We start from the raw sequence: 25,882 nt of genomic DNA, 5'->3' as shown, positions 1-25,882 counted from the left end.
GTTATATCTTCCCAGATCTTGAGTCCCGGCCCTCGACATCGATCTCGACACTGGCACTTCCTTCCTCTGGCACGTCCGGGAGATGACAGAGGTTATCGACTGCTTCGATGTAGACGCCGTCCGCTGGAACGTCCACCTCGTAAGGGTCGTCTCCCTCAAGGTCGATATCGAAATCGAGCGACTGATCCGGACCGGTCAACCCGCCAACTATTCTATCCACTCGGCTTAGTGGGTTCGATACCTCTTCTGTCCGGAGTGGAACCACGAATTGAGTGCCATTGATGAATCCTTCGCCGAAGTCGAGGAGACGTTCCAAGTTTGAAATCTTCTCTTCTTCTGCTGGTGTCGGACTTTCTGGGTCGGAACTCAAAGCGACCACCAACACCCGCCGGACAGTTTCGGTGAAATCGGACGTACCGGTTAGGTTCCAAAGGTACAGAAGATATGCGTTGATGTAGAACGACCGATGGCAGTTGAGATGCTTGACGATACGATTGATGACGAACTCGGCGCGACCTACCGCTTCAATGGCCTCTCGCTCCTCTTCAACTGGCTTCAAAAGCGGTTTCAACTGCCCATTAACGATTGTAAGGAAACCGGGAAGGCGGCGAAGTGGCTCGGTTTCGCGTTTTTCATTGAATATCTTTTTGATTTTTCGTTCAGGTACCTCCTCAAAGCGGTCGGCGACATAGCTCTCTAACGCGATTGCGAGGCCGATGAGGTCTTGTTTTTCATCGGCCGTTAGTTCCGTATCGGCAGTTTCTTTTATACTCCGATACTGTTCATACAGCAAATTCATCGCGGCGAACTCCTCACCGAGCTCCTTATCGCTTGCCTTTTTTAAGCCGGAGTCACCCCACCCACCGCTCAGTTTCACCGAAAACGATTTGTCGACACTGTTGGCGTCTGGTTCCGTGAAATCGAATATATTTGCATGGTCAAACAGGTACTCGAACGCTGTTGCTGCGATTTCACCCGCACGTTCTTGAGCCTGAAAGTTGACCGGATTTGTAACGTCTTCAAGCGCGAGTTCCAGCTCTGCTGCCAGTCCCTGGTCGAGTAAGTGCGTTGCGAGAAAGTCACCGTTTTCCTTCACGAATGCATTGTCCATGACGAAATTCGTGATATCCAGCACAGCGACCGGTCGTGGCGGGAGGGGCTGTGTGGCGACATCGAACGTCTTCATGATATCGTAGACGTTGAGCGTCAGCGACCGGTCACGATATGGATTCGTTATCACTCGCCGTTCTTCAGCTTGGAAGACGCTTTCTGTTGTTCGACCGACCTCGGTTTTCTGTAGATTTTTCAGTTGACGGGCCGATTTCTGAGTCGTTTCCGAAAGCTTTTCTCTGGTACTCTGATGGCGGTTCTCGATGGATTTCGAAAAGGAACCGGTTACGTTGGCCCCGACGACGTCGTCGTAGGAAATCGAACCAGTTCCAGTCACGCCCCACTGTTTCGAGCGAGCAGAGGTTCGGGTGACATTCATCACTTCCTTATCCACGATGGAGTTTTCAAACGATTCCATCGACTCAGTGGATTTCAGCGTATTCTCTTCGAGTTTCGTCCGCAATGTCTTTTTGATTACTAGCGTGAGTGTTTCCGCTGGCGCGAGCGAGAGAACCGATGACAAGTCACCGAGTGATGTCTCTTTGAGGATCCACTGTTGATCGTACTGGAGATCCAGACCAAAGAAGAGGGTGAAGTCGTCTACTGGAAGACAGGCGATTGTAACCATCCCTTCGTCACCTTGTTCTGACTCCTCTTGTTCCAATCCTGGCAGTGTCCCAATCATAAGGGGCTCGCGGAACGAAACGGTATATGTTGGATTTTTCCCATTTTCTGGCCGACAGCAAGGCGGACATGGGCCGCGATTTGTCTCGGTACCTCGCCCAATAGAGCCATCTTCCTCATCATTTCGCCCGCCAGGGCCTTCATCCTCATTATCGCGTCCATCAGACCCTTTGTCGTCATCTTTACCGTCTCGACTGTCTTTCACGCCATTTTGACGCTTGTCGTCGCAACGACGACGAACTAATACCCACTCTTCCTCATCACGAATCGACTGCTGGGATGGATGGTTAGTTGTTTCATCATCTTCCATTGTTCGGTGACTTACCGTTTTGACCTCGCCACTGTCGTCAGGCTCATTCGTATCTTTCGTCATTTTATTGCCTCCAGTCCTGATGAATTTCTCTTGTAAACCTATTCCTAGTGTGAGCTTCCCAGCTAGTGTTCTAGCAGATACTATTTTAGAGCGTATAATTCACATTGATTGTCCAAAATATCCATCATTGTTTAACCGACCATTGAAAATCTTCCTTAGATAGCCACCCACTCATGTGATTTACTTTTACTTAGATCAGATCTATCGCAACTTCTGAGATGAGCGTGTGTCATGAAGAATCCAAGAGATTGCCCCCGTTGCGAATCTCAAAACCGCATTGACCCTCTTTGGTGTTTGAGTCGTGGAGGTCTACCATCCAAACGTCAAATGCGGGCTCGAATCCTCTTGAAATCGGCGGACTGACGACGATACTCCAGAAAAACGTCAAACCCGTTCTGGGAGGCAGAGCTCAAAGCGATTGCACCTACACGGCAAGACAACGAGTAATCACGAACTTCCTCACCCAACAACAGCGGTGTAGACAGTTCAACCCACTAGATCGGCTATATCAAACTCGGACCCACCGCCGTTAGTAGCGAAATAGTACAGTATCATAATTACCTTGCCAGGTAGGTTTATTCTCGTCCCAATCCCGAGAGGCTTTCTTGCTCCGCTGATCCGTCATCTCTGCGTTGGTTAGATACCATGTACAACATCTCCATCTCGTTGAGTAGGATGAGAATATCGAGTCGTATTGGGCGTTCCCGTATTGTTAAATATCAGAACAATACTCCACCATTATCACCATATTGGTATTCTTATGGCTCATGCGCACTGCCTTGCCCTTCGTCCGCGACTTGCGCAATATATTAGAGAAAAATAAAATGGAAAACATCAACCCAACGTTCCGGATCTCGACAACAGAGGTATGCTCAGGTCAACTATTGATTCATGGCTTCAGTGAGGTCCTCTAATGGACATTCTATCGTCACTTCGAGGTCGAAAAGACCGAAATACGAAATCGGATACAGAAAACCAAACAAAAGAACGACGTGCCCTTGTCGTCACTCATACGTCGGCTAGTGCGGGTATCCTGATGGCTCTAGTCCTATTTGCGATGGTGTTGCCAGGGATGGGGACAGCAGAACCTCGCTCCGTGAACTCTCCAGACACAGTGAGCCCAGCTATATCTTCAGCACCACAATCGAACATACTGCAACTTTCATCGACAGACTCAAAGTCGATTCAGACTGTTCCGTCCAGTCTCGGGGGTGCTCCGTATTCTACTGCCGATCTGGTTGAAGCCACGCTCATCTCCGAAGGGATTACTGTCTATTCAGTAACGGAACGGGATGGGACCCTGTATGTGATCTACGAAACGAATGGAACAAACGAGAGAGAAATAGCGCGAGAGATGGGAACGGTCACAGGTGCGTATGCGGGTACAGTCTCCTCGACTGCCAATCCACCCCACCGTCTCGTTGGGATTATGGTCGTTTCACACGGGGATACGCACTATGAAGTGGGAAACTACTATATCAAAGAATCTTGGGCGCGTAGCATTGCCAGTGGTCGATCTTCGTGGAATGATGTTGCTATCCGTGTGATGAGTACTCTTGTAGCTCGCGAGAATCCTACCCCAATACGGGTCGATAAGCCACCTCGGTTTTGACTAGAATCAACATCGGCGAAATAGCTTTTTCCACACCCAAATTATCACCCGATGAATAATGATGGACTGAATCAAAAATATTCACCAGAGTTACCATCCGTATTCTCACGTGTTGTTGTCCCTTGGGTCTATGATCGAATGGGAGACATTTGGACTGAATATGCGTGAACGAGACTGCTGGTTGAATCGGTAATGACGTTCATTTCTCTCGACGAAACAATTCCTTAGCGGCTTCAACCCCACGACTGTTCGTCTGTAACTGATTCCATTTATATCATATTCGATGGTGGGCACAACCGTTTTTCTGGTTGTGAGGAGCCAAACAGATTTTACTCCTAGAAGGTGTTTACGGTAGTTGCGAGTCATGTTCGAATTTATCCCTCAGTGGGCAAGTGAGACGTGGCTAGCTATCGGGATGGTTTGGGCGTTTACCATCACGTTACTACGAGACAGGGATTTGACAGCGACATCTCGCAAAGCCTTCATGCTTGGAACGATTGGCTTTGCACTTTCGGCATTGAGCGATATTTTCGGTTGCGTCACCTTAGATATTGTCTCGCTCCTTATGCTGATAGTAGCAAGCTACTATTTCCTCAAGTCGGCGAGCAACAGCTACGTATCTGTCGTCTAGCGGCTTCAACCCCACTGCGGTTCGTCTGTAACTGAATGTTGTCTGCTCTATACCGGAATCACATTGGAGTAACTGCCCATGACGGTTGACGATGATAATTTACAAGATCGCAACTACCAGAGTACTGATTGAGGATCTACTCTGTTTCGACCCAAGCATCATATGTATATTGTTCACCAAACTCAGAGAATTTTATATCGAACTTTATTTCATAGTCCTTGTCTGAATTTGGAGGGACTGTTACATATACCGATTCTTCATACGAGCTTCCACCGTCGATGTTCACTTCTCCCCACAAGGTTCCTGACTGCCTCTCATCTGACTGATTAGATACTCGAGCAGTAACAATCACGTTCCCAAAACTTGTAGAACGCGCATCTTTTGAAGTTACTTCTAGTGGTGATGTTACTCCTTTGATAATACCGCCACATCCAGAGAGGGACGTCATGACTCCTGTTAGTAGTAGTAGTCCTCCTTTCCTCAGAACTTCACGTCGATTCATAGTGGAATATACTATATGTATCTGAGACATATAAACTTGTCTCGATTATTATGGTTTGAAATGCATTCTAGTTTTCATTATAATTGACGCAATTGGCGGATTGAGAGACCCATTAGCAATCTTGCTAAGAACCTATTCTAATCAATCCCTTCCGACGAAACAATTTTATAATCCGATTGAGACTACCGTCCCGTGTCAATTACACGGTCGAAATCGATTAACACTATCTACGAAGAATGCAAGGATTTTGATCTTGTACTCGTACCGGATGCGCCACTCGCAAGCGCAATAAACCGCCGCCTCGATCGTCCACAGTTCGGTCCGTTTGCAATTTCGCCTCGCCGACTCGCAGCGAAACGTCGAGAACAAGCTGAAGACCGACTCGCCTTCCTGAAACTCGTCAACGAGACGGAACTCAACTGGAAAGAAGCTGCTAACGCTGTCGGTAACATCCTCCAGTGTTGGGAGTACAGCGGAAGCATCGACGCAATCCTCGAGTATGATGCGTATGCGACGCACGCAACGCGGGCTGCAGTCGAGCATATCGCCGAGATGGATACAACCTCCCGACAACTCACCGAATACAGCGTTGACGACGATGTGTCCACTGCAGTCGTGGGGATCGAACAATTTACAGAACTCGAACGATCGATATTTCCGACCGAATACACCACAATCGATCCGTTCACAGACGAGCCATTCGATCACCCACAATTCCACCTGCTCGACTCACCTGCAGCCATCATCGATACGCTGCTCGACACTATCACCGAGGCAACCGCTGAAGACATCGCAATTGTCCTCGATCAGGCGAGCGAATATTCATCACTCGTCGAATCCGCTCTCGAAGCTGAAGGAATTCCCTACTACGGTGGGCCAGGATTCACGGACGACCCCCACCATCGAGCATTCCTCCACCTGCTTCGGAGTGCACACGCTGGTCGTGATACCCAAGTCCGCGACATCAAACCCCTGCTCACACAACTCGGACTGTCGATCGACGTCGAACACAACGAGAAATGCCTCCACAGACTCGACATCGAACAGCTCGACTGGTTCCACGATTTCAGGGAGTCAATTTCCACCTACAGCTTCGAGAGTGCACTCGACCTCTATGAATCGACCACCGACTCGACCCTTGAACGCTTCCGCGACGAACTACAGTCACTCGGCATTGCAGACGAGATCGTCAGCGAGGAAGCAATCGACCGTCTCGAATTCTATCTGCAGTCATACGAGGTGCCAATCGATCGCGAGAACGAGGGCGTGTTGCTCGCCGATGCAAAGTCCGCTGCACATGTCGACCGACCAGTCGTCTTCTATCTTGGACTTGATGAGGATTGGACTCACTCATCACCACGTCGTCCATGGGTCGATACAGACCAGGAATTCGAACGCAACATTCGACAATTCCAGCTCCTGCTCCAGAGTGGCGTCGATCAGTATTACCTCGTCCAAGATTCCGCTGGTGGCGCTCCTGTCACACCGTGTCTCTATTTCGAAGAATTACTTGACGAGGAGTTCGAGCGATTCAGTGACCTCGATTCGATTGCTCATACACGACCAACCCGACCAACCCAGGACGGCTTCGAGAAAGAACCCGTAGACGCCCCCTCAAATGAGATCGAGACGATCAGCCAGTCGAGTTTGAAGACGTACGTCAATAGCCCACGGGATTACTTCTACAGCCGCCTCGTCCAGACGCCCGACAAGGAACGTTTCAAAGAGGGCAATCTGTTCCACGATTTCGCGGAGTTCTACGTCAACCACCCGACGAAATTACACCAGACACACTCGACGAGATCGCGATCATCATCCTTGAGGAGATGGTACCCTATCTTCGGAGTGTCGACCACGACGTTCGACGCACGAAGTACCGGATCGGACTGCAGATGATCACCGAATACCTCGATACCAACCCACCACAAACAGATGCATTCGTCACACCGGACGGTGGCTACGGTCAAAATCACTTTGCGGAGTATTTCGATCAGCCAGTTGAGTCACCAACCACAGAGCAGTGGTTCGAAAACACGGACTTAGGAGTGAAAGGGAAAATCGACCTTGTTCACAGCCCGACCCAACTTCTCGACTACAAGAGTGGGTCGAAGAAATCGGCCAAAGACGTGGTCAAAAACTCCGATATCGAATCTCCAACGGACAAACCGAATTTCCAGGCACTACTGTATCTCACCCATCAACGGAGTGAACACCCAGGCGAACTACTCCAATTCACATTCTTCCATTTCCTGGAAACGCTCGACGACGTGGTCACGGGAGATTCAGATCTCGACGACTGTCTCACGACGGTGACGTACTATCCGACGACTCACGCAGAGTACATCGCGACAGAAGCCATCTTCACTGAACTGCAAGAAGAGGCGTACGGCGACTGCAAGAAGACGTTCTCGAAGATCGACTACGAAACCTACCAGGCGTTTCTCGACGAATACGACTTCCCGACAACGCGAGACAAGAACGAACTCATCGAATCTGAGTTCGGCCACGCACTGACTGATCGAATGGTGGACGCCGTTGGCGACTACAAGTACGTCAAAAATGGCTGTAAACAGGGGCTCAAATACCTGCTCGGCATCAGAAACCGGAACTACTTCGCCAAGGATCTCGATGCGTTCGAGACGTTCATCCAGGACCGCCTCACGGAACTCACCGACCGACACAACGGTGAGGAACGCTTCCCCGTCGAAGGCCCGGGTGAAGAGCCGAACTACCGATACGTGGATCACCGTGACTGCATTCTGGAGGAAGGACCCCGATGACGTCACCAAACGACCAACAGCAGGACCTCATCGATAGCACAGAGGGAATTCACGTAGTCGATGCTGGTGCCGGCACTGGAAAGACGTTCACAGTCACACGACGGTATGCAGGCATCATCGATCAGGATGACGTCGAACCGGAGGACGTCCTCCTGGTGACGTTCACCAACAACGCTGCGACCGAGATGAAAGACCGGATCGTCTCCCACTGTGAGTATGGAATGCGCGAACTCTCGGATGCACCCATCCAGACATTCCATAGCCTCTGTCACGATATCCTCATGGAACACGGGTTCGAAGCTCCAACTCTTCTCGGAATCGATGACCGCATTACCCAATCGACGCGCATCATTGAGGACGAGACCGTAGAGCAGGGGCTCTTTCGGGAATTCATTCGCCGGTTCATCGACGACCATCCCGAACATGATGACTTCTTCCGCGGGATAACCAACCCAACTGAACTCCTCGGCCTGATCAACCAACTCGCATCGAAAGGCGTGTTCCCAACTGCGGATGGCTGGTATCGGAATGGTGAACGCCATCTGGATGGGGACTTTGAGGCGTTCAAGGCCACGTTCGATGAGCTGAACGAGCCCCGGAATGATGGTAACAAGCAATCGCGACTTCGGTACAAACTCGGTCGATACGGACACGAGAAGTGCTTCCTTCCGGACGCTCCCACAAAGGCCGAACTACGAGGGAGCCGTGGCACGAAACAAGTCCCAGCAGACGTCTCCCGAGAGGCCTTCGAGGAGAACCGCGAGGACCTCAAACAGTTCGTTCACGATGTCTACTACGAGTATCTCTCGTTCGCGCTCGGTCGGAACTATCTGAACTTCGGATTCCTCCAGTTGTTCGCCTTCGTCTTGCTTTGTGAGGATCACCAACTGCGAGAGACCATCGAATTCGAGTACGTGATGATCGACGAGTTCCAGGACTCCAGCGAGATCCAGTTCAAACTTGCCCTCCTCCTCGCTGGAACGCACAACTTCTGTGTCGTCGGTGATTGGAAACAGAGCATCTACTCGTTCCAATACGCGGCTGTCGAGAACATCACCCAGTTCGAATCTCGACTCGATCGATTCGTCGATGAGTTGAACGCCGACTTCGAGCGCATCTCGTTTTTGACGAGTCCAATTAGGGAGATTGAACTCATCGAGAACTATCGCTCGACACAATCGATCCTCGACTTCTCCGAACAGAGTCTCGTCACACCTGCATCGAGTACGGATCGTATCGATGCCGAGGCAGTCCACGACCGAATCGTCTCCCTGTCCTCGAATGTAACGCATGAGAACTCCCAAATCGAAGCAATTCAGCATGAAGACGAGGAAGAGGCCGTCCTCACCAAGATTCAGGAGATCGTTGGTAACGAAGCCTATCAGATAGAAGACGACGGAGAACTTCGACAGCCGGAGTACAAGGATATCGCCGTTCTCACACGGACACGGGACTTTGGCCGAGAGCTCCTCTCTGTCGCTGAAGAGTACGACCTCCCATTAGCTTACGAGGGCGGTATCGAACTGTTCCGCTCGGATCAAGCGAAACTCCTCTTAGCCTGGCTCCGGATCCTCGAATCGGACTCTGAGCGTGGCTGGGCAGCTGTCCTCGAGGAAGCTGGCTACTCCTTAGAGGAGGTTCGACATACCCTGGACCACGAGGCGTACCCATCGAACATGAAGGCGTTCAGAGCGGAGCTGGAGGCGATGGAGACGATCGGTGGGATTGCCGAGCGTGTCTTCTCCCAATATGGGTACGACGGTTCGTATGCCGACGTTCTTTTGACGACCATCCAGTCCGTCCACAACTCAACGATCCAGACGCGAGGAGACCTGATTCGATTCATCGAGACTGGTATCGACGACGGCAGTAGACACGATGTGCATGCAAGTGCTGGTGTGAATTCGGTAACTGTCCAGACGATTCACGCAGCAAAGGGTCTCGAACATCCCATTATCATCCTCGCGAACATGAACTCGCGTCGGTTCCCACCCTCCGGTGGGAGTACCAACGCGATCACGTTCGACGATCCGATCGGGTTACGCCAACGGAAACAGTACGCCGAGGACTACGGGTATCCCCATATCCACGATAATTGGCGGACGGATGTGCTCAGAAAATGCCTTCCACGTGGCTACGATGAAGAACGTCGGTTACTCTACGTGGCAATGACTCGTGCGAAGAGTCATCTGGTCTTTTCGGCAGGCGAGAATCCGAACACATTCCTCGAAGAGCTACCGGTGGATCTAGAAGAGTATCATCCGGACGTCCAGGAAGTCCACGATGGTGAGACGACGCAATCCCACTTCGAGATTTCAATCCCGACGCCTGCGGGACCAGTTGGCCATTCACCGCACTCACTGATGAATGACGACGTGTTCGAAGAGGTGGAAGAGGGGAGGGGATCGGAGTTCGGGACACGAACACATGAGTTCGCCGAGCAGTATGTATTGGGGGACGCTGTCGAACCAGCGAACGACGATGAGCGTCACATCAAGCGCTTTATCGACTCATTAGACGGTGAACTACGTGTTGAAGAGGATGCGTATCTGCCATTGACGGTTGATGGCGGACGAGTTACCATCTATGGAATCATCGACCTCGTTCATATCCGTCCTGCGACGGTGGAGATCATCGACTTCAAAACGGACCTTAGTCGGATTGTTGAAACAGAATATCGCAAGCAGCTGAGCGTCTACTATCACGTGCTCTCAGAGTGGTTCCCAGAGCGAGACGTGACGGCAAGTATCTTCTACACGGTTGATGGGCGGCATGTCGATATTGAGCCACTCTCAAAGAGTGACCTCATAGAGCTTGTGAGACAGAAATCTATTGGATCTGTATATTCCTTCGTTTGATCTTTTTAAATTCGTTTCGAAGTAAATAATTGATAGTATTCGGATACAGTGGTCGAGAATATTGGAGGAGATCAGCGTCAACGGATTTCCAGGGATTCTCCAACAACCCCTGTGTTCCTGGTGACACCCAAATACACCATATTCCCCAGCAGAAAGCTTATTACACGAATCAGTAATTACAACCCCGTCTAAAATGAACCGACGTGTGTTATTACAGACGATTGGGGGAGCGGCTGCACTCGGCTTTGGATCAAAGTACATGACATCTGCAATGGCATCAGAGCAGACGAGTAAGGACACCGTCTCGTGGAACGGAGCTCGCGGAGATGCAGGAAGAACAGGAAGAGCATCCACAATTGGCCCCACCGGTCCGCCGATGACGATGAGGACGGCGGCGACGAGTCCCTGAAGGACGCCCCAGATGAGGCGGTTGAGTTCCGAGGGACTCTCCTTCCCGCCGGTGGTCAGCATCGCGATGCCGAGCGTCGAGGAGTCGGCCGACGTGACAAAGAACGTGATGACCAACAGGAAGAACAGGCCTGCCATCAGAGCACCCGCTGGAAGCGCTCCGAACAACGGATAGCCGGAGACGGCTTCGTTTCCACCGTAGTTCGCGAGGACGCCCAGGATGTCCGCTTGACCGAGTTGCTGCATCCGCATCGACATCCCGCCGATGACGAGGAACCACGGAACCGTCGCCAGCGTCGTTGCGATGACGCCGACGAACGTTACTTCCCGGATGGTCCGACCGTACGAAATCTTCGCGAGGAAGATGCCCGAGAAGGGAGCCCACGAAAACCACCACGCCCAGTAGAAGACGGTCCACCCACCGACGAACGCCGAATCGGTCGTCGCGCCGGTGAACAGGCTCATCTTGATGAACTGGTCGAAGTACTGGCCGATGGCTTGTGTCCCCAGATTGAGCACGAACGAGGCCATCCCATTGTAGATGCCGATGAAGAAGGCCAACACCCCTAATGAGACGAACACGATGACATTCAGTTGTGACAGCCGTTTGATACCCTTCTCGACGCCGCTGATGACGGAGAGCGTGAACACTGTGGTCACGCCGATAATGACGAGGATGATGCCGAGGTCGCCGAGTTGGACGCCGAAGATGTCGAGCGGGAGCGCCGACGCCGACGCCGACGGCGTTCGGACCGACCCGAACTGGTAGTCCATCCCCATCAGCAGTTGTTGACCGATGAACCCGAGCGACGTGGCGATGCCGCCCATCGTCCCGAACACCGCGACGAGGTCGACGAGTCGTGCGAAGTAGCTGTCGTCGAGGTTCTCGACGCCGACTATCGGCGCGATTACGGTCGAGAACTTGAACGGCGCGTCCTTCTTGTGTGCGAAGTAGCCGATAGGGACGCCGACGATGAGGTAGGCCGCCCACGCAGAGATGCCCCAGTGGAAGAACGTGTACTGGAGCGACCCCAGCATACGTTGCTTCGCGGGGCATCAGCTCCCGCGAGTGGGGTTCCGCTTCCGTAGTGGAAGATGGCTTCCGCCGGTCCCCAGAACACGATTCCGGCGGCGATTCCGGCGGAGAAGAACATCGCAAAATAAGAGAGGAAGTCGTGTCTCGGTTCCGCGTCGGGGGGACCGAGTTTGATCTTTCCCCACGGGCCGAAGATGAGGAACGTCGTGAAGCCAACGAATATCAGCATCGCCCAGAGGTAGAACCACGAGAAGTTGGTCCACAACCAGTCGTTGATGGCTTCCATGGTAGTTCCTGCTTGGTCCGGGCCGACGAGTAAGACGTATCCGAGGAACGTTACCGCGGTCAGAATCCCGAATCCGAACACAAGCGGATCTATTTCGTCTACGAACTCGCGTACGATTCCTTGTTCTTGGCTCATGTTTCGCTCATGTGATCTCCTGCTAGTGTTTTCTGTACCGCACGGAACAGCGAAGCGGCCGCCCGTTCGAGCAGTTGACGACGAAATCTTCGACGCTAGACGACGTATCGATTGGACTCGACGGTGATTTCCCAACCCGTTGTTGTCTCGTTGTCGTTCGGTGTCTCGACGTCGTAAGTCGAGGATGCGGATTCGAATTCAAATTCAGTACCGGATCCGTGTTCCGAGACACCATGACACAATACCACATACTTCTCTATTGAGAATCGATAATAATAGCTCGTGTTTCTATGCTGTGGTGTATTTAATGGATAGACAAAAATTTAATCGCCGCCGCATTTCACAGCAACCCTCATCGGACGAACCATGAACGAAAGAGAGAACCGCTCGACTTCGACGATGGTGCTCACGCGTCCGAAACCGCCTCAGGAGTTGACGTGGATGACCTCGTAGGAGTGACTGCGTATCGAACGGATGATGTTCCTCGCCTGCCCGGCACCGCTCGTCTCCACCTGGAAGACGAGGTAGGCCTCGCCGACGTCCAGTTCCGGTGCCGAGCGGTCGTGGCGGACGTTGCGAATGTTCGCCCCGTGGTCCGCGATGATGCCGGACACCTCCTGCATCTCTCCGGGTTGGTCGTGGATGCGCACCCGAAGCCGAAGGAGTTGCTCGCGGTTCGTCAACGCGTGCACCAACACGGTTTGCAGCATCGTCATATCGAGGTTTCCGCCACAGAGCAGCGGCATCACCGTCTCCCCCTCGACGTCGAGGGCTTCGCCCATGACGGCCGCGACCGAGGCCGCACCGGCACCCTCGACCACCTGTTTCGCCCGTTCGAGGAGGAAGAGAACCGCACGCGCGATTTGGCTGTCGGTCACGGTGACGATTTCGTCGACGTGCTGTTCGATGAGTGAGAGGGTCAACTCGGAGATGCCGCCGGTTGCGATGCCGTCCGCGATGGTGTCCACCGAGTCGAGCGTTTTCGGAATCCCTTTGTCCAGACTGTCGGGGACGGTCGCCGCGCCCGTCGCCTGGACGCCGACGATACGCGTCTCGGGGGACAGTTCGGCGAAAGCCATCGCGATACCCGAGATGAGGCCGCCGCCGCCGATGGGAACGACGACGGTATCGACGGTCGGGAGGTCCTCGTACATCTCGACGCCGAGCGTGCCCTGTCCGGCGATGATGGCCGGGTCGTCGTACGCGTGGATGAGTTCCGCGGAACCGTCCTCGGCGAGGGACTGTGCGTGATTCATCGCCTCGCGGAAGTCCTGTCCGACGAGTTCCACCTCGCCGCCGTAGCCCCTCGTCGCGTCGATTTTCGTCTGCGGGGCGGTTTTGGGCATCACGATGGTCGAATCGATGCCGAGTTTTGTCGCCGCGAGCGCCACACCCTGCGCGTGATTCCCGGCGCTCGCGGCGACGACGCGCTCGGTGTCCGTCCCCACCACGTCGCGCTCGATTTTGTTGTACGCGCCGCGGGTTTTGAACGAGCCCGTCCACTGGAGATGCTCCATCTTCAGGTGCACCTCGCCGCCGGTTCGGTCGTCGAGTGACGTGCTCCGTTCGACGGGCGTCCGCTTCACGACGGACGGGTCGTCGAGTCGTTCGATGGCCTGTTCGATGTCGGAAAAGGAGAGTCGTTCCGTCGTGTTGGTAGTCATCTGTGTGGTCGTCGTCGTGCACTGCAATGACAGGTACGGTTTGGCGCGAACGTGTGTCCCGAACGGTTCGATATCTGCGTCGTCATCGTGACACTCGAATCAGCGCAAAATCTTCTCCCGGTCGGGGTCGAACAGCGGTTCGTTCCGCACCGTCGCCGGGAACCGCTCGCCTTCGTACTCCACCTCGACGGACTGCCCGGCCTCGGTGTAGTCGGTCGGCAGATAGGCGTAGGCGATACCGGCGTCGATGGTGTAGCCGTAGTCGGCGCGGGTGGTGTAGCCCAGAATCTCGTCGCCGTCGACGATGGGGTGGCCCGTGTCGACGATCGCGCCCGGTTCGTCGAGGGTCACGGGAACGAGCCTTTGTTCGATGCCCGACTCTTTGGCTTCGGCCAACGCTTCCTTTCCGATGAAGTCAGTCTCCATGTCCACCGCAAAGGAGAGGTTCGCCTCGTAGGGGTTGTACTCCGGAGAAATGTCGGTTCCCCACAACCGGAATCCCTTCTCCATGCTCATCGAGTTGAGCGTCGCGTCGCCCATGGCGAGGACGCCGTGTTCCTCGCCAGCGTCCCAGACCGCGTCCCACAGTTGTGCACCGTACTCCTGCGGGGCGTACAGTTCCCAGCCGAGTTCGCCGACGAACGAGACGCGGAGCATCGTCACCGGAACGCCTCCGACGTACGTCTCCTGACAGGAGAAGAAGGGGAAGGCATCGTGCGAGATGTCCGTCTCGACCAACCCTTCGAGGGTCTTGCGCGCGTTGGGTCCCCAGACGCCGAGGCCGCATCGGGCGGAAGTCCGGTCGATGACCTCGACGGTGCCGTCGTCGGGGGCGTGGTCTCGAATCCAACGCCCCTGCGTCGTCCCCGAACTGCCGCCGCCGGTCAGAATCAGGAAGCGGTCCTCGCCGAGTCGGGAGACGGTCAGGTCGGCGAGGATGCCCCCGTCCTCGTTGAGCATCGTCGTATAGCGCACCCGACCGGGCGACACGTCGATGTCGTTCGAGAGAAGTCCCTGCAGGAACCGCTCCGAACCGGACCCGCGCACTTCGATGGCGGTGAAGGAGGTGAGGTCGTACAGTCCGACCCGGTCGCGAACCGCTTGATGTTCCGCCCCGTGTGCCTTCGACCAGTTGCGACCGATCCACTCGGGTCTGTCAGGGACGTCGTACTCGTCGAGCAGCGCCTCGTTCGCTTCGTACCACTGCGGCGACTCCCAGCCGTCGCTCGCGTAGAACTCCGCGTCGAGGTCCTGCTGACGCGGATAGTACGGACTTCGGCGCAAGCCGCGTTGTTTCTTCGGTTGATTCCGGGGATGGGTGAGCTGATAGACCTCGCGGTACTGCTGTGCGGCCCGGTCGCGGACGAATTCGTCGGCACCGTGGTGGCCTTGGAACCGGTCGATGGACGCACCTGTCGCGTCCACGCGCTCGCCGTCGAGTCGCGGGGTGCCGTTTTCCATCCACTCGGCGATGACGTTCCCGACGCCGCCCGATTGAGTCACCCAGACGGCGAGCGCCCACCAGAGGCCATCGATGTCCTCGGTTTCGCCGAGAATCGGCATCCCATCGGTGGTGAAACAGAACATCCCGTTCATTTCAGTTTCCCAGTCGCACTCCTCGAACGCCGGAATCAGTTCACTCGCGGCGTCGAACGCCGGTTGTTCGTGGTCGGGATGCGTGTTCTCGACGAAGTGTTCGGCCGTAAACTCGCGGAGCGACGGGTACTCCAGTCCGAGGTCGTCTAGTTGGTCCGGGCCGTAGATGTCCTCGGGTTCGACGAGGAGGGGGTCGTGGTTGTACGACCCGATGCCGTAAGCGTCACCGTGCTGGCGGAAGTACAGCGAGCGGTCCTGATGGCGGAGTATCGGCTGTTCGATTTCGCGCTCGGCGTCGGCCAGTTCGTCGATGGAATCCGAGACGAGATACTGGTGGGCGCAGGGTTTGAGGGGCACGTCGACGTCCACCATCTCGCCGAATAGCGGCCCCCAGATGTTCGTGGCGAGGAGAACCTCGTCGGCCTCGATACGGCCGTGTTCGGTCACGACGGCATCGATTTCACCGTCGTCGGTTTCGAGGTCGACGACCTTCGTGTTTCCGTAGAACTCGGCTCCGCGTTCGCGCGCCAGATTCGCCATCGCCTCCGAGGCCTCGACCGCGTGGGCCTTCCCGTCTGAGGGGACGTAGAACCCGCCGTGGATGACGTCCGCGTTTATCTGGGGAATGCGCTCTTCGACCGCCGACGGGGAGAGCAGTTCCCCGTCCTCGACGCCGAACGAGCGGGACCACTCGCGCTTGCGTTTGAGGAACTCCCACCGGTCTTCCGTGTAGGCTACCTCGATACCGCCGCACTTCCGGAAGCCGCCGAGGTCGTCGTAGAGCTCCCGCGTGTATTGGGCCATCTCGGACATCAGCTTGTTACCGGCGGTCTGAAACACCAGACCGGGGGCGTGCGAGGTCGAGCCACCCGTTTCGAACAGCGGCCCTTGGTCGACGACGACGACGTCCTCGCGGCCGAGTTCGGTCAAGTGGTACGCCGCGCTACAGCCGACACACCCGGCACCCACGACGAGCGTCCCGGCTTCGTCGGGAAGTATGCTACTTGTACTCATTTACCACATTAACATCGACGGGAACGTGTGAAAAGGGTCATTGTGAGATAGGACAGGTATTGAAAAAAGGTCTCCCTCGATTCGGCGGGAGACGCCTCTTCAATCGAACCGATCCAACTCGAACATGTCTATCGGATGGTCGGTCTCTCCCTCGACGGCGAGGTCGGCGAGGATTTCGCCGATCACGCTCGCGAACTTGAATCCGTGACCCGAGAACCCGGCCCCGACCGCGACCTGCGGATGGTCCGGGAGGGTATCGAGGATGAAGTGTTCGTCCGGCGAGTTGGTGAACATGCACGTCGCCAGTCGCATGGTCTGGCCCGCCGCCTCCGGGAAGTACTTCTCCGTGAAATCTCGCAAGAGTCGTTCGTCGGCGGGACCCGGTTCGGTGTTCCAGTCGTCGGGGTCGACCTGTTCGTCGAGGTGGTGGTACTTCCCGAGTTTGAATCCGGGGACGCCGTAGATGGGAAGGCCGTAGAACCGTCCCTCCGGCGAACTGATGTTCCACACGGGGAGCGAGTCGGGTTCAAACAGCGACGGCGTTTCGGGTTGGAACCACGCGAGGACCTGCCGTTCGGGGACGGCGAGGCCCTCCAGCGCGTCCGCGAGTTTGTAGTTCCACGCACCCGCCGCGAGCACGAGGCTGTCGGCTTCGTAGGAGGCGTTCGGGGTTTCGACTCGCACGCCACCGTCCGGCGTCTCCGTCCAGTCGAGGACCTGCTGTCGGGCCCGAACGTCAGCGCCCTCTTGCTGTGCGGCTTCGACGTGGCCGATGATGGACTCCTCGGGGACGATGAACCCGCCGTCCAGTTGGTACAACGCCTTGTACTCGTCCGGAAGCCGATAGCCGGGAAACCGCTCGTTCAGTTCCGCGCCGGTGAGGATTTCGTGGGGGATATCGTGTTCCTCACAGGAGCGCAGCGAGCCCTCGAAGACGATGTTCCCCTCGGGAGCGGCGTCGATGGACCCGGTCCGGTGGATGACGGGCCTGCCCGTCCGCTCGGCCAAATCGTCCCACAGCTCGTACGCCCGCTCGATGAGCGGGATGTAGGACGGGTGTTCGTAGTACGCACGGCGGATGATACGCGTGATGCCGTGCGACGAGCCATGCGTGTGCGGAATATCGAATCGTTCCAATCCGAGGACGTCGAAACCGCGTCGGGCCAGGTGGTACGTGGCGGCGCTCCCCATTCCACCGACGCCGATGACGATGACGTCCCTTCGATTGTTACTGTCACTCATACCCATCAACGATGTTTTGAATCGACCATCTTCAGAGTTTTCCCCCGAAAAAACGAGCGAACCGGCGGGGGTATCGACGGAAACTGGTATCCTCGAACCGGAGCTCGAACACCGGTACACTTGAATGGGGGAGCTATCTGTGGTTCATTTTTATACCCCAAGGACGAGACAAGTTGTCACATGACACGATGGAACGACGGAACAGATCAGGTCGAAGCGGTCAGCCCGGACATCACCGACGAAACGAACGCCCTCCCGGCGGAGTACTTCACCAGCCCGGACGTCTTCGAGATGGAGAAGGAGAAGGTGTTTTCGCGGTACTGGGTGTACGCGGGCCACGCCAACAGCATTCCCGAGGTCGGGGACTTCTTCACCCGGACGGTGGGCGATAAGCAGGTCATCATCCTTCGGGACGACGAGGACGACGTTCGTGCGTTTTACAACGTCTGTGCCCACCGTGGGTCGAAGATGGTCGACGACACGCCCATGACCGACCCCGGCAACATGAGTCGGATTCAGTGTCCGTACCATCTCTGGACGTACGACCTCGACGGGGACCTCTCGACGACGCCGAAGAGCTTCGAGGAGGCCAGTCTCAATCCCGACTTGGACGACGAGGACGTGTCGGAACTGGACGCCGAGACGAACGGCCTCATGGAGGTTTCGACCGACCGCATCGGGCCGCTGGTGTTCGTCAACTTCGACACCGACCCGATGCCGCTGTCCGAACAGGCCGGAAAGATGGCGACGGAACTCGAAGCCTTCCCGCTCGACGAGTACGAACACGCCGCACGATTCGTCTCGGAGGTCGAGTGCAACTGGAAGACGTTCGGGGGGAACTACTCCGAGTGTGACCACTGCCAGGCGAACCACCAGGACTGGATCAAAGGAATCCAACTCAACGACTCCGAACTCGAAGTGAACGACTACCACTGGGTGCTCCACTACACCCACGAGGAGGACGTGGACGACGACCTCCGGATTCACGACGAACACGAGGCGAAGTTCTACTACATGTGGCCGAACTTCACGGTGAACATGTACGGCACCGCGGACGGCTACGGCACGTACATCATCGACCCCATCGACGAGGAACGCTTCCAACTCATCGCCGATTACTTCTTCAGGGACTCGGAGATGACCGACGAGGAGTTGGAGTTCGTGCGAACGAGTCGCCAACTGCAGGAGGAGGACTTCGAACTGGTCGAGCGCCAGTACGAGGGGTTGAAATCGGGTGCGCTGGCACAGGCCCAACTCGGACCGAACGAGCACACGCTGCACAAACTCCACCGACTGGCCCAAGAGGCCTACAACGCCTAACCACCGATGACAGAACATGACCGAACACCGTTCGTCGCCAGCTGTCCCAATTGTGGGGAACGAACGGAAACAGAAACGCCCAACGAGGTGATAGCGTTCTACAGACGCCATCGGTCGCTCACGGGTCACGACGTCGAGTGGGAGATCGCCGACGACGAGTCGATCAGGGAAACGACGGAAGGCGCCGACCTCAAAGCCGTCGTTCTCGAACTTGGCGAGGACTACGAGGATGGCGTTCCGCTCGGCCTCGTGACGGCGGCGATGGGCGAACAGGGTCGAACCGTCAGCGAAACGCTCGAAGACCTCCGGGAGCTACGAATGACTGGTCACGTGTGGGAGCCGAAAGACGACCACGTGAGCGCGTTTTGAGCAGAGAGTGAACGCCGCCGCAGTTCGGCCGCGACTGAACCGGATTCAAGATTCGCTCGAATCGAGTCCGGGAGGACGGCGTGAAGACCAGATGGTTTCCCCTGCGAAAATCACCGTGGTACCGAATGTTTAACACGGATGCCAACGAGAGTGGGACACGTAGCAAATCAACGCATTACAACCCACTATGACGTTTATTTCACACGTCACGGTTCAACATCCGGACCTCGCGCTGGCACCGACGATAGGGTCGGTATCGAACGTCGCTATCAAAGTCGTCCCGACGACGGGAACCGACCCGGAGACGGGAATGTTCTTCTTTCTCGTCGAGACCGACGACGGGGATTTCGAGCCGTTCGAGGACGCATTGGAGGACGATTCGACGGTTGACCGATGGGAGATGGTCGCTGACCATGGGGACACCCGCATCTATCGTCTCTGTTATACGGCTGGCACGAAACTGGTCACACCGAAAACAACCGAAGTCGGTGGGATGATGCTCGAAGCGCGCTCGGTGAGACAGGGGTGGCTTCTCCGCGTCCAATTGCCCGACCGAAAGTCGCTGTCGAAACTGTGGAGCTACTGCCGGGAGGAAGGCATCTCGTTCGAACTCGACCGGCTGTACCAACAGGAGAGCCTCACCGCCGACGGGAAATCGCTGACCGAGGCACAACGAAAGGCCCTGTTGACCGCGTTCGAAGAGGGGTATTTCGAGGAACCGCGGCAGACCTCGCACGAAGCGCTCGCCGAACAGTTGGACATCTCCTCGACGGCGGTCGGCGGCCGAATCAGGCGCGGAACGTCGCGGCTCATCGAGACGACGCTCGTGCAGGACGAGTAGCGGTCGAGGTTCGACTGGTTTATCACGAAAAATCGAACGACGGCGCGTGGGCCACATCATTCAGGTGCGTTCGCCTACACGGAAACGTATGGACGAACTATCGCAAATCGGACTCGGAACCTACAAAAATACCGACCCGGAACAGTGTTCGGAAATCGTCTCCACCGCGGTGGAGATGGGATACCGTCATATCGACACCGCACAGGCCTACGACAACGAGACGTACGTCGGCGATGGTATCGAACGCGCGGACGTCAACCGAGACGACGTGTTCCTCGCGACGAAGGTGTGGGACGATACACTCGCGTACGACGACGTGCTCTCCAGTACGAACGAAAGTCTCGACAGACTCGGCGTCGAGAGGCTGGACCTGCTGTACGTCCACTGGCCGCGCGACACGTACGACGCCGAGGAGACCCTTCCGGCGTTCGACGAACTTCACGACAAAGGGACGATCGAGCACGTCGGCCTGAGCAACTTCACGCCGGAACAACTCGACGAGGCACGCGACACGCTCGACGCGCCGATATTCGCCCATCAGGTCGAGATGCACCCCCTGCTCCAACAGGAGGAACTCCAGGAGTACGCCCGCGAGGACGACCACTGGCTCGTCGCCTATGCGCCGATTGCACGCGGAGAGGTGACCGAAATCGACGAGATTCAGGCGGTCGCGGAGAAACACGACGCGACGCCCCATCAGGTATCGCTGGCGTGGCTGGCCGCGAAGGAGAACGTCGTCGCTATCCCGAAGACGTCGAGCGAGGCGCACCTCCAGGACAACTTCGAAGCGCAGGAACTTGCGTTAGATGAGGACGACATCGAGGCGATAGACGCCATCGAACGTGAAGAGCGTCTCATCGACCCAGACGACGCGCCGTGGAATCGGTAATACATCGTCTGGCGAGTCGTTCGCATCCGTTCATCTCGTTTCGAAGGTGAGTGTTGATTCGTTTTTATTGGGTGGGACGAAGACCTTTGGAACTCGAACGAGGAGGTTCGTTCGCTATGCAAACCGACGATGCTGAAGCCACGGTCCGTGAGTACTACGAATCGCTTCGTCGAGGTGAGCCGCTCTACCCATACTTCGCCACGGACGACGAACTGGTCAAGTTCGGAATCTCGGAGCAACTCGTCGGGTACGAGGCCGTCGCAGAAGGATTGCGCGAGCAGACCCGTCAGTCGGAGGACTGGACGGTGACGAGTCACGAACTGCGCGTGACCCAGCGCGACCGTCATGCATGGTTCAGCGACACGGTTGAGATGGCGTGGACGGACACGACGAGTGGGACGCGACGCGAGTTCGATACCCGGTGGAGCGGAACGCTGGCAAGGCGGGGGGAAGATTGGAAGTTCGTCGGGATGCACGTGAGCGCTCCACACCAGTTGTGAACTACTCCCACCGACCGCCTTCGGGCTTCCCCAGCCCTCACTTGGTGCGGTAAGAGCGTCCTGGTTCTGTGTCGGAACGTACAGCGATCGGGTCCACAGTGGCCACACGAGCGTCGCTCGTGTGCGGCCCCTCAGAACCGACGGGTCTGAGGACGGTTCCAGACTCCGCAGGTGACTGCCCTTGACAGGCGGTTCGGAGTGTCCCACTCCGACCTGATAGACACTCGCCTGCCGCGACCGATGCACGCGCGTTGTGTCGCGTGTGAACACCGGACGTATTGAAGTGCGTGTCGTACTCCCCCATTCAACCGCGGCGGGAGTACGGCGCTGGTGGCCAGTGAAAGTGACCAACAACGGCGGGCGTATCCCCTCCCTACTCGCGCCCGTCGGTCGCTCGGTGAGCAAGGGGGCTGACCCGCCTGCAATTCAGCCAACTAAGCTGTTCACGACGACTTCGAAATCAATCGGTGATAAAGAAGTGGGCGTCGAGACTGTCGACCGACGGTGTCGGTGTGACGATGTTTGAAAGCGTATCGTACGTTAGCATTCCGACGTCCGCGAGTAATGGAACGTCGACGTGGTGGAGTGCCAGACGAGTTCGCCGCTCGTCGGAACGGGTCGGCCCTCGCCCCTCCGCGTTGGCTTTTTCGCGAGCTAGAACGGAGGCGAGTTTTGACAACTGCACCGATCCGTGTCGCGGAGATACGTAAGAACGGCACGACGTTGCCAATGTGTGGTCACGGACGCCATCTCGGACGACGACGGGTCGAACACGGTCACATTAGTTCCCTCGTCACAAAGTGTGGAGTTCGAATTCATGTGTGATACGCCCTGAGCCACTGTCGATGGCACTGAACGGTCGTTTCAGCGGTGCCGCGAGTGACCCGGTCACACAAGTGGAGGAACGACTGGAGGTTATGATTTCTCACCGATGTCTCAAAACACTCCATCGTCGGTCAAAACCGGTCAACCACGGACTACGACCAGAGCGAGCGAAAAATTTTCGAGGACCCTCGAGTCGATTACGGTACTGACTTCACCGATGGCGAAGGGTCGTTTCCGCCGTTCAGAATCCGATCAACTAAGTCATCGAGGTCGGGTACATCTTCGCCGTTAGACTCCTTGGACGGGAGGTCTGCAATCGGTGCCATTAGTAGTACCTCCGATCGGAGTTCGGGTTTCTAAAAAGTTAATAGTTGGCTTGGTGGGGATACCTTTCTATTGTCTGATGATGGAAATCAAGTCTGATAGGACTCACAGTCCTTCCTCATTCCCCTCCGTCGGGTGATTCGATAGATGAGTCGGTTTCCGATGGCTCAGTATCGACCGTATCAGCTGAGGGCGTATCGTCACTCGCTTTCTCATCCGAATCCGGAATCGGGTCCGCGGCGGTTGCGAACGGCGTTAGCTCCCGGCCGTGGAGAAGGTCCGGGAGGATGATTCGTGCGCTGTGAACGAGCAGTACCAACAGGAGCGGTCCGAGAAATAGCCCGTACCAGCCGAAGAGGAGCGGGCCGAGAATATATGCGAACAAGACGAGGCCGACGTGAAGATTCCGACCGGAGATGTACGGCCGCAACAGCAGTTCGGTCAAACCGTCGACGATGACTGCGGCAACCAGTAGGAATGCGATTGGAAACCAGATCGATTGAGGGGAGGTCACTAGGGAGCGACCTGCAAGGTAGAGGCCGATCGGTACATACACAATTTTCATACCAACGACAGGGATCAGACTGCCGAGTCCGGTCAAGAGTCCTAAGAGGACCGCTGCGGGAATGCCCACTTCGGGCGGTGCGATGCTATCGAGTGCCGTGTAGGTGATGGCTGCAACGACGGCGACGACGAACGCGTTCAGGATGTTTCCGAAATAAATCGTTTCGAGGTCGGTGTCGACCTCCGTCAAATAAGCGTGCGTCGCGCTGTTCTCCCCGCTGATCTGTGATGAAAACCAACCAGCAAGTTTTTGGTCGTCTCGGAGGAGATAGAACGCGATTATGAGCGCGATGAAGACGTGGATAAGCCCGGATGCGGCGGCACCGAGATAGCCACCGGCCGACGTCACTACCCCGCTCGCTGTTCGAGGATTGAGATACTGGGTGAGTTGTTGAGGGTTCGAAAGAATTTGATTGACTACGTCTTGGGGATTTTGCTGACCAAGGACAGTTTGTAGGTACGGCCCTAACAAGGACTCGTACTGCTGGAGATCGATTCCCGCGAGTTCGCTCAATTGCTGGATACCCACGAATACCGTGTACGCGATGAGGAGTATACCGGGGAACGCAAGCACTCCCAACGCAAGCCCTGCCGCAAGGCTACGTGGTTGTATGCGTTGGCTCAACCTTCGGTAAATCGGCCGCGTCGCGTAGTAGACGAACAGTCCGAGGACGATCGTTCCGACGTACGAGTAAAAGATAAACGCGATAATCAAGCCGAGGACACCGAAGATGAGCCACCAGGCGACCCGCTCACGATTCTGTGTGGGGTCGAAGTTCATGTGCCAAAGATCGGAAAGACTCGCTCTAAAGTCCTTTGCCCAACATGTGAATGGTTCGTGAGGGAACCGAACGGAAGGAACGTCATACGTGCGAGTAATCGATTTTTCCTTCGTCTTCGCTCATTCGTATCCAGTAAAGACGAGTGTACGGAATGTGCAGATACCCGCCTTCTTCGAGATTCACTCTGATACCCTCTACTCGACCGGAGTCGGAGAGAGCCTCCGCATCTATTTCGCGTTCATTGGTTCCGTCCGGTCCGTCGTACACTAGTTTCGCCATACTCTACAGTCAAGTCCCAGTTCATTAAGTGTGATTTCCACCGACATCCGCTTTGGCGAGTAGCGATTGGCCGAGATTTTCGCGCGATACGACGCAGTGGTCGATATGGCGAGCAATAAAACAGAAGACGGACGTCGTTCCCGTCTATCGATACTGCTGGCAGACCGAATTTATCCCTTCCTCGAGGTCGATTTCCGGCTCCCAGCCGGTTTCCGCGTGCATCTGGGAGTAATCCGCCATCGTATCGTGAACGTATACCGAGTCTGGAATCGGATTGTCGATGTATTCCGGTTCGATGTCGGTACCGAGTTCCTCGTTGAGCAGGTCGACGAGGTCGTTGAACGAGATCTGCCTCCCGGTACCAAGGTTGTAAACGCCTGTGAGTTGGTGCTCCGCCGCGAGGACGAGTCCGCGGACGATGTCGTCGACGTGGGTGAAGTCACGCGTCTGCGTGCCATCGCCGAACAGAACAGGAGCCTCATCGTTTGCCATATCGTCGGCGAACTGCGCGATGACGTTGGCGTACTCCTGTTTGTGCTCTTCCGCGCCGCCGTAGCCTTGGTACACCGAGAAAAAGCGCATTCCAGCCATGTTCATATCGTAGTGGTTGGCGAAGTACTCGGCGTACTTTTCGCGCGCGAGTTTCGATGCTTCATAGCCGGTGTTGACGGTGACGTCCATTGAGACGGGCGATGGCTCAGTACGGTCTCCGTAAATGGAGGACGTAGAGGCGTAGACGACGGTATCACAGCCATCGTCCCGTGCTTGTTCGACGGTGTTGACGAAGCCTTCGACGTTCACTCGGGCCCCCTTGGTCGGGTTCTCCTCGTGCATCTTATACGAGGAGAGGGCAGCGATGTGAAACACGACGTCCACGTCGGTCGGCAGGTCGTCATCGAGGACGCTCTGTTCGTGGAATTCGACGGCGTCATCGAGGTTTTCGGGCGTCCCGAGATAGCCGTCGTCGACGACGACGACGTCGTTTTCGCGAGCGAGACTGTTGGCGAGATTCGAACCGATGAACCCTGCACCGCCGGTAACGAGGACACGTTTATCAGTTAGTTGCATTTGCAACACGCTATTTTTATCCCCGCGAAGCATAGACTTATGTCGTTCGGTTAGAGCGGATGAAGTTGGTGTGAAACCTCACAAATAAATACAATAATAAAATAATTTTGAAATAATAATCTACTTGACACGAATTGTTGGTTCGTCTGTGGTGGTGTTCCTAAAGAGGTCGTACGGTCTTGACCGAATA

15 protein-coding genes and 1 pseudogene are annotated in these 25,882 nt (G+C 55.9%); 7 read left to right on the top strand and 9 right to left on the bottom strand.

Annotated elements, in window-relative coordinates; all coding sequences use genetic code 11:
- Nucleotide 1: 1 nt before the first annotated feature.
- Nucleotides 2-2,167: a hypothetical protein gene (locus BG842_RS17870; RefSeq protein WP_139136174.1), complete on the bottom strand. Its 2,166-nt coding sequence runs from the start codon at nucleotides 2,165-2,167 to the stop codon at nucleotides 2-4.
- 2,379 nt (nucleotides 2,168-4,546) lie between these two features.
- Entirely contained in the window at nucleotides 4,547-4,912 is a 366-nt protein-coding gene (locus tag BG842_RS27915) for a hypothetical protein (RefSeq protein ID WP_083252614.1), read from the bottom strand.
- 192 nt (nucleotides 4,913-5,104) lie between these two features.
- On the opposite strand from BG842_RS27915, the pseudogene BG842_RS17855 reads away from it, so the two are divergent.
- Nucleotides 5,105-7,692, top strand: a pseudogene (locus BG842_RS17855) (PD-(D/E)XK nuclease family protein).
- Nucleotides 7,689-10,550, top strand: a complete 2,862-nt coding sequence (locus BG842_RS17850; protein WP_069451830.1) for an exodeoxyribonuclease V subunit beta — start codon at nucleotides 7,689-7,691, stop codon at nucleotides 10,548-10,550. The pseudogene BG842_RS17855 and the gene BG842_RS17850 overlap by 4 nt, the downstream one beginning before the upstream one ends.
- Here BG842_RS17850 and BG842_RS31900 read toward each other — a convergent pair.
- From BG842_RS31900 to solA, 5 genes are all read right to left on the bottom strand, one after another.
- A complete protein-coding gene (locus BG842_RS31900; protein ID WP_254663282.1) occupies nucleotides 10,485-11,933 on the bottom strand; it encodes a BCCT family transporter in 1,449 nt (482 codons plus the stop codon). The two genes, BG842_RS17850 and BG842_RS31900, sit on opposite strands and share 66 nt — an antisense overlap.
- Nucleotides 11,867-12,415: a BCCT family transporter gene (locus BG842_RS31895; protein WP_254663277.1), complete on the bottom strand. Its 549-nt coding sequence runs from the start codon at nucleotides 12,413-12,415 to the stop codon at nucleotides 11,867-11,869. Before BG842_RS31895 ends, BG842_RS31900 begins: the two co-directional genes overlap by 67 nt.
- Nucleotides 12,416-12,840: 425 nt before the next feature.
- Complete coding sequence (gene ilvA, locus BG842_RS17840; RefSeq protein ID WP_069451829.1) at nucleotides 12,841-14,079, bottom strand: threonine ammonia-lyase; 1,239 nt, start codon at nucleotides 14,077-14,079, stop codon at nucleotides 12,841-12,843.
- Nucleotides 14,080-14,178: 99 nt separating this feature from the next.
- Complete coding sequence (locus BG842_RS17835; protein WP_069451828.1) at nucleotides 14,179-16,689, bottom strand: FAD-dependent oxidoreductase; 2,511 nt, start codon at nucleotides 16,687-16,689, stop codon at nucleotides 14,179-14,181.
- A gap of 99 nt (nucleotides 16,690-16,788) precedes the next feature.
- Nucleotides 16,789-17,931, bottom strand: coding sequence for an N-methyl-L-tryptophan oxidase (solA, locus tag BG842_RS17830; protein ID WP_069451845.1), 1,143 nt, complete (start codon nucleotides 17,929-17,931; stop codon nucleotides 16,789-16,791).
- A 180-nt stretch (nucleotides 17,932-18,111) separates the two neighbouring features.
- Here solA and BG842_RS17825 point away from each other — a divergent pair, with 180 nt between their 5' ends.
- From BG842_RS17825 to BG842_RS17805, 5 genes are all read left to right on the top strand, one after another.
- Nucleotides 18,112-19,251 (top strand): aromatic ring-hydroxylating dioxygenase subunit alpha, encoded by a 1,140-nt coding sequence (locus tag BG842_RS17825; protein ID WP_069451827.1) that lies wholly within the window; start codon nucleotides 18,112-18,114, stop codon nucleotides 19,249-19,251.
- Nucleotides 19,252-19,257: 6 nt separating this feature from the next.
- Complete coding sequence (locus BG842_RS17820; protein ID WP_069451826.1) at nucleotides 19,258-19,620, top strand: hypothetical protein; 363 nt, start codon at nucleotides 19,258-19,260, stop codon at nucleotides 19,618-19,620.
- A gap of 187 nt (nucleotides 19,621-19,807) precedes the next feature.
- Nucleotides 19,808-20,461, top strand: a complete 654-nt coding sequence (locus BG842_RS17815) for a helix-turn-helix domain-containing protein (protein WP_069451825.1) — start codon at nucleotides 19,808-19,810, stop codon at nucleotides 20,459-20,461.
- Between the two features lie 88 nt (nucleotides 20,462-20,549).
- The gene (locus BG842_RS17810) at nucleotides 20,550-21,350 is read left to right on the top strand and encodes an aldo/keto reductase (RefSeq protein ID WP_069451824.1); all 801 of its coding nucleotides are present in this window, start codon (nucleotides 20,550-20,552) and stop codon (nucleotides 21,348-21,350) included.
- Between the two features lie 116 nt (nucleotides 21,351-21,466).
- Nucleotides 21,467-21,850 carry a nuclear transport factor 2 family protein gene (locus BG842_RS17805; RefSeq protein WP_069451823.1) on the top strand — a complete coding sequence of 128 codons (384 nt, stop codon included), beginning with the start codon at nucleotides 21,467-21,469 and terminating at the stop codon, nucleotides 21,848-21,850.
- 1,267 nt (nucleotides 21,851-23,117) lie between these two features.
- On the opposite strand, the gene BG842_RS17795 is transcribed toward BG842_RS17805, so the two are convergent.
- Both BG842_RS17795 and BG842_RS17790 read right to left on the bottom strand, forming a co-directional pair.
- Nucleotides 23,118-24,344, bottom strand: a complete 1,227-nt coding sequence (locus BG842_RS17795) for an AI-2E family transporter (protein WP_069451821.1) — start codon at nucleotides 24,342-24,344, stop codon at nucleotides 23,118-23,120.
- Nucleotides 24,345-24,768: 424 nt separating this feature from the next.
- Entirely contained in the window at nucleotides 24,769-25,692 is a 924-nt protein-coding gene (locus tag BG842_RS17790; RefSeq protein ID WP_069451844.1) for an NAD-dependent epimerase/dehydratase family protein, read from the bottom strand.
- Nucleotides 25,693-25,882: the final 190 nt, after the last annotated feature.

The sequence above is a fragment of the Haladaptatus sp. W1 genome (genome assembly GCF_001723155.1).
Taxonomy (GTDB): Archaea; Halobacteriota; Halobacteria; order Halobacteriales; family Haladaptataceae; genus Haladaptatus; species Haladaptatus paucihalophilus.
The sequence above is the reverse complement of the archived record's forward strand: the minus strand, read 5'-3'. Positions and strand labels throughout refer to the sequence as shown.

Coding starts and splice junctions, on each gene's coding strand:
- BG842_RS17870 (WP_139136174.1), bottom strand. CDS start 2,167: ATGACGAAAGATACGAATGAGCCTGACGACAGTGGCGAGGTCAAAACG.
- BG842_RS27915 (WP_083252614.1), bottom strand. CDS start 4,912: ATGAATCGACGTGAAGTTCTGAGGAAAGGAGGACTACTACTACTAACA.
- BG842_RS17850 (WP_069451830.1), top strand. CDS start 7,689: ATGACGTCACCAAACGACCAACAGCAGGACCTCATCGATAGCACAGAG.
- BG842_RS31895 (WP_254663277.1), bottom strand. CDS start 12,415: ATGAGCCAAGAACAAGGAATCGTACGCGAGTTCGTAGACGAAATAGAT.
- ilvA (WP_069451829.1), bottom strand. CDS start 14,079: ATGACTACCAACACGACGGAACGACTCTCCTTTTCCGACATCGAACAG.
- BG842_RS17835 (WP_069451828.1), bottom strand. CDS start 16,689: ATGAGTACAAGTAGCATACTTCCCGACGAAGCCGGGACGCTCGTCGTG.
- solA (WP_069451845.1), bottom strand. CDS start 17,931: ATGAGTGACAGTAACAATCGAAGGGACGTCATCGTCATCGGCGTCGGT.
- BG842_RS17825 (WP_069451827.1), top strand. CDS start 18,112: ATGACACGATGGAACGACGGAACAGATCAGGTCGAAGCGGTCAGCCCG.
- BG842_RS17820 (WP_069451826.1), top strand. CDS start 19,258: ATGACAGAACATGACCGAACACCGTTCGTCGCCAGCTGTCCCAATTGT.
- BG842_RS17815 (WP_069451825.1), top strand. CDS start 19,808: ATGACGTTTATTTCACACGTCACGGTTCAACATCCGGACCTCGCGCTG.
- BG842_RS17810 (WP_069451824.1), top strand. CDS start 20,550: ATGGACGAACTATCGCAAATCGGACTCGGAACCTACAAAAATACCGAC.
- BG842_RS17805 (WP_069451823.1), top strand. CDS start 21,467: ATGCAAACCGACGATGCTGAAGCCACGGTCCGTGAGTACTACGAATCG.
- BG842_RS17795 (WP_069451821.1), bottom strand. CDS start 24,344: ATGAACTTCGACCCCACACAGAATCGTGAGCGGGTCGCCTGGTGGCTC.
- BG842_RS17790 (WP_069451844.1), bottom strand. CDS start 25,692: ATGCAACTAACTGATAAACGTGTCCTCGTTACCGGCGGTGCAGGGTTC.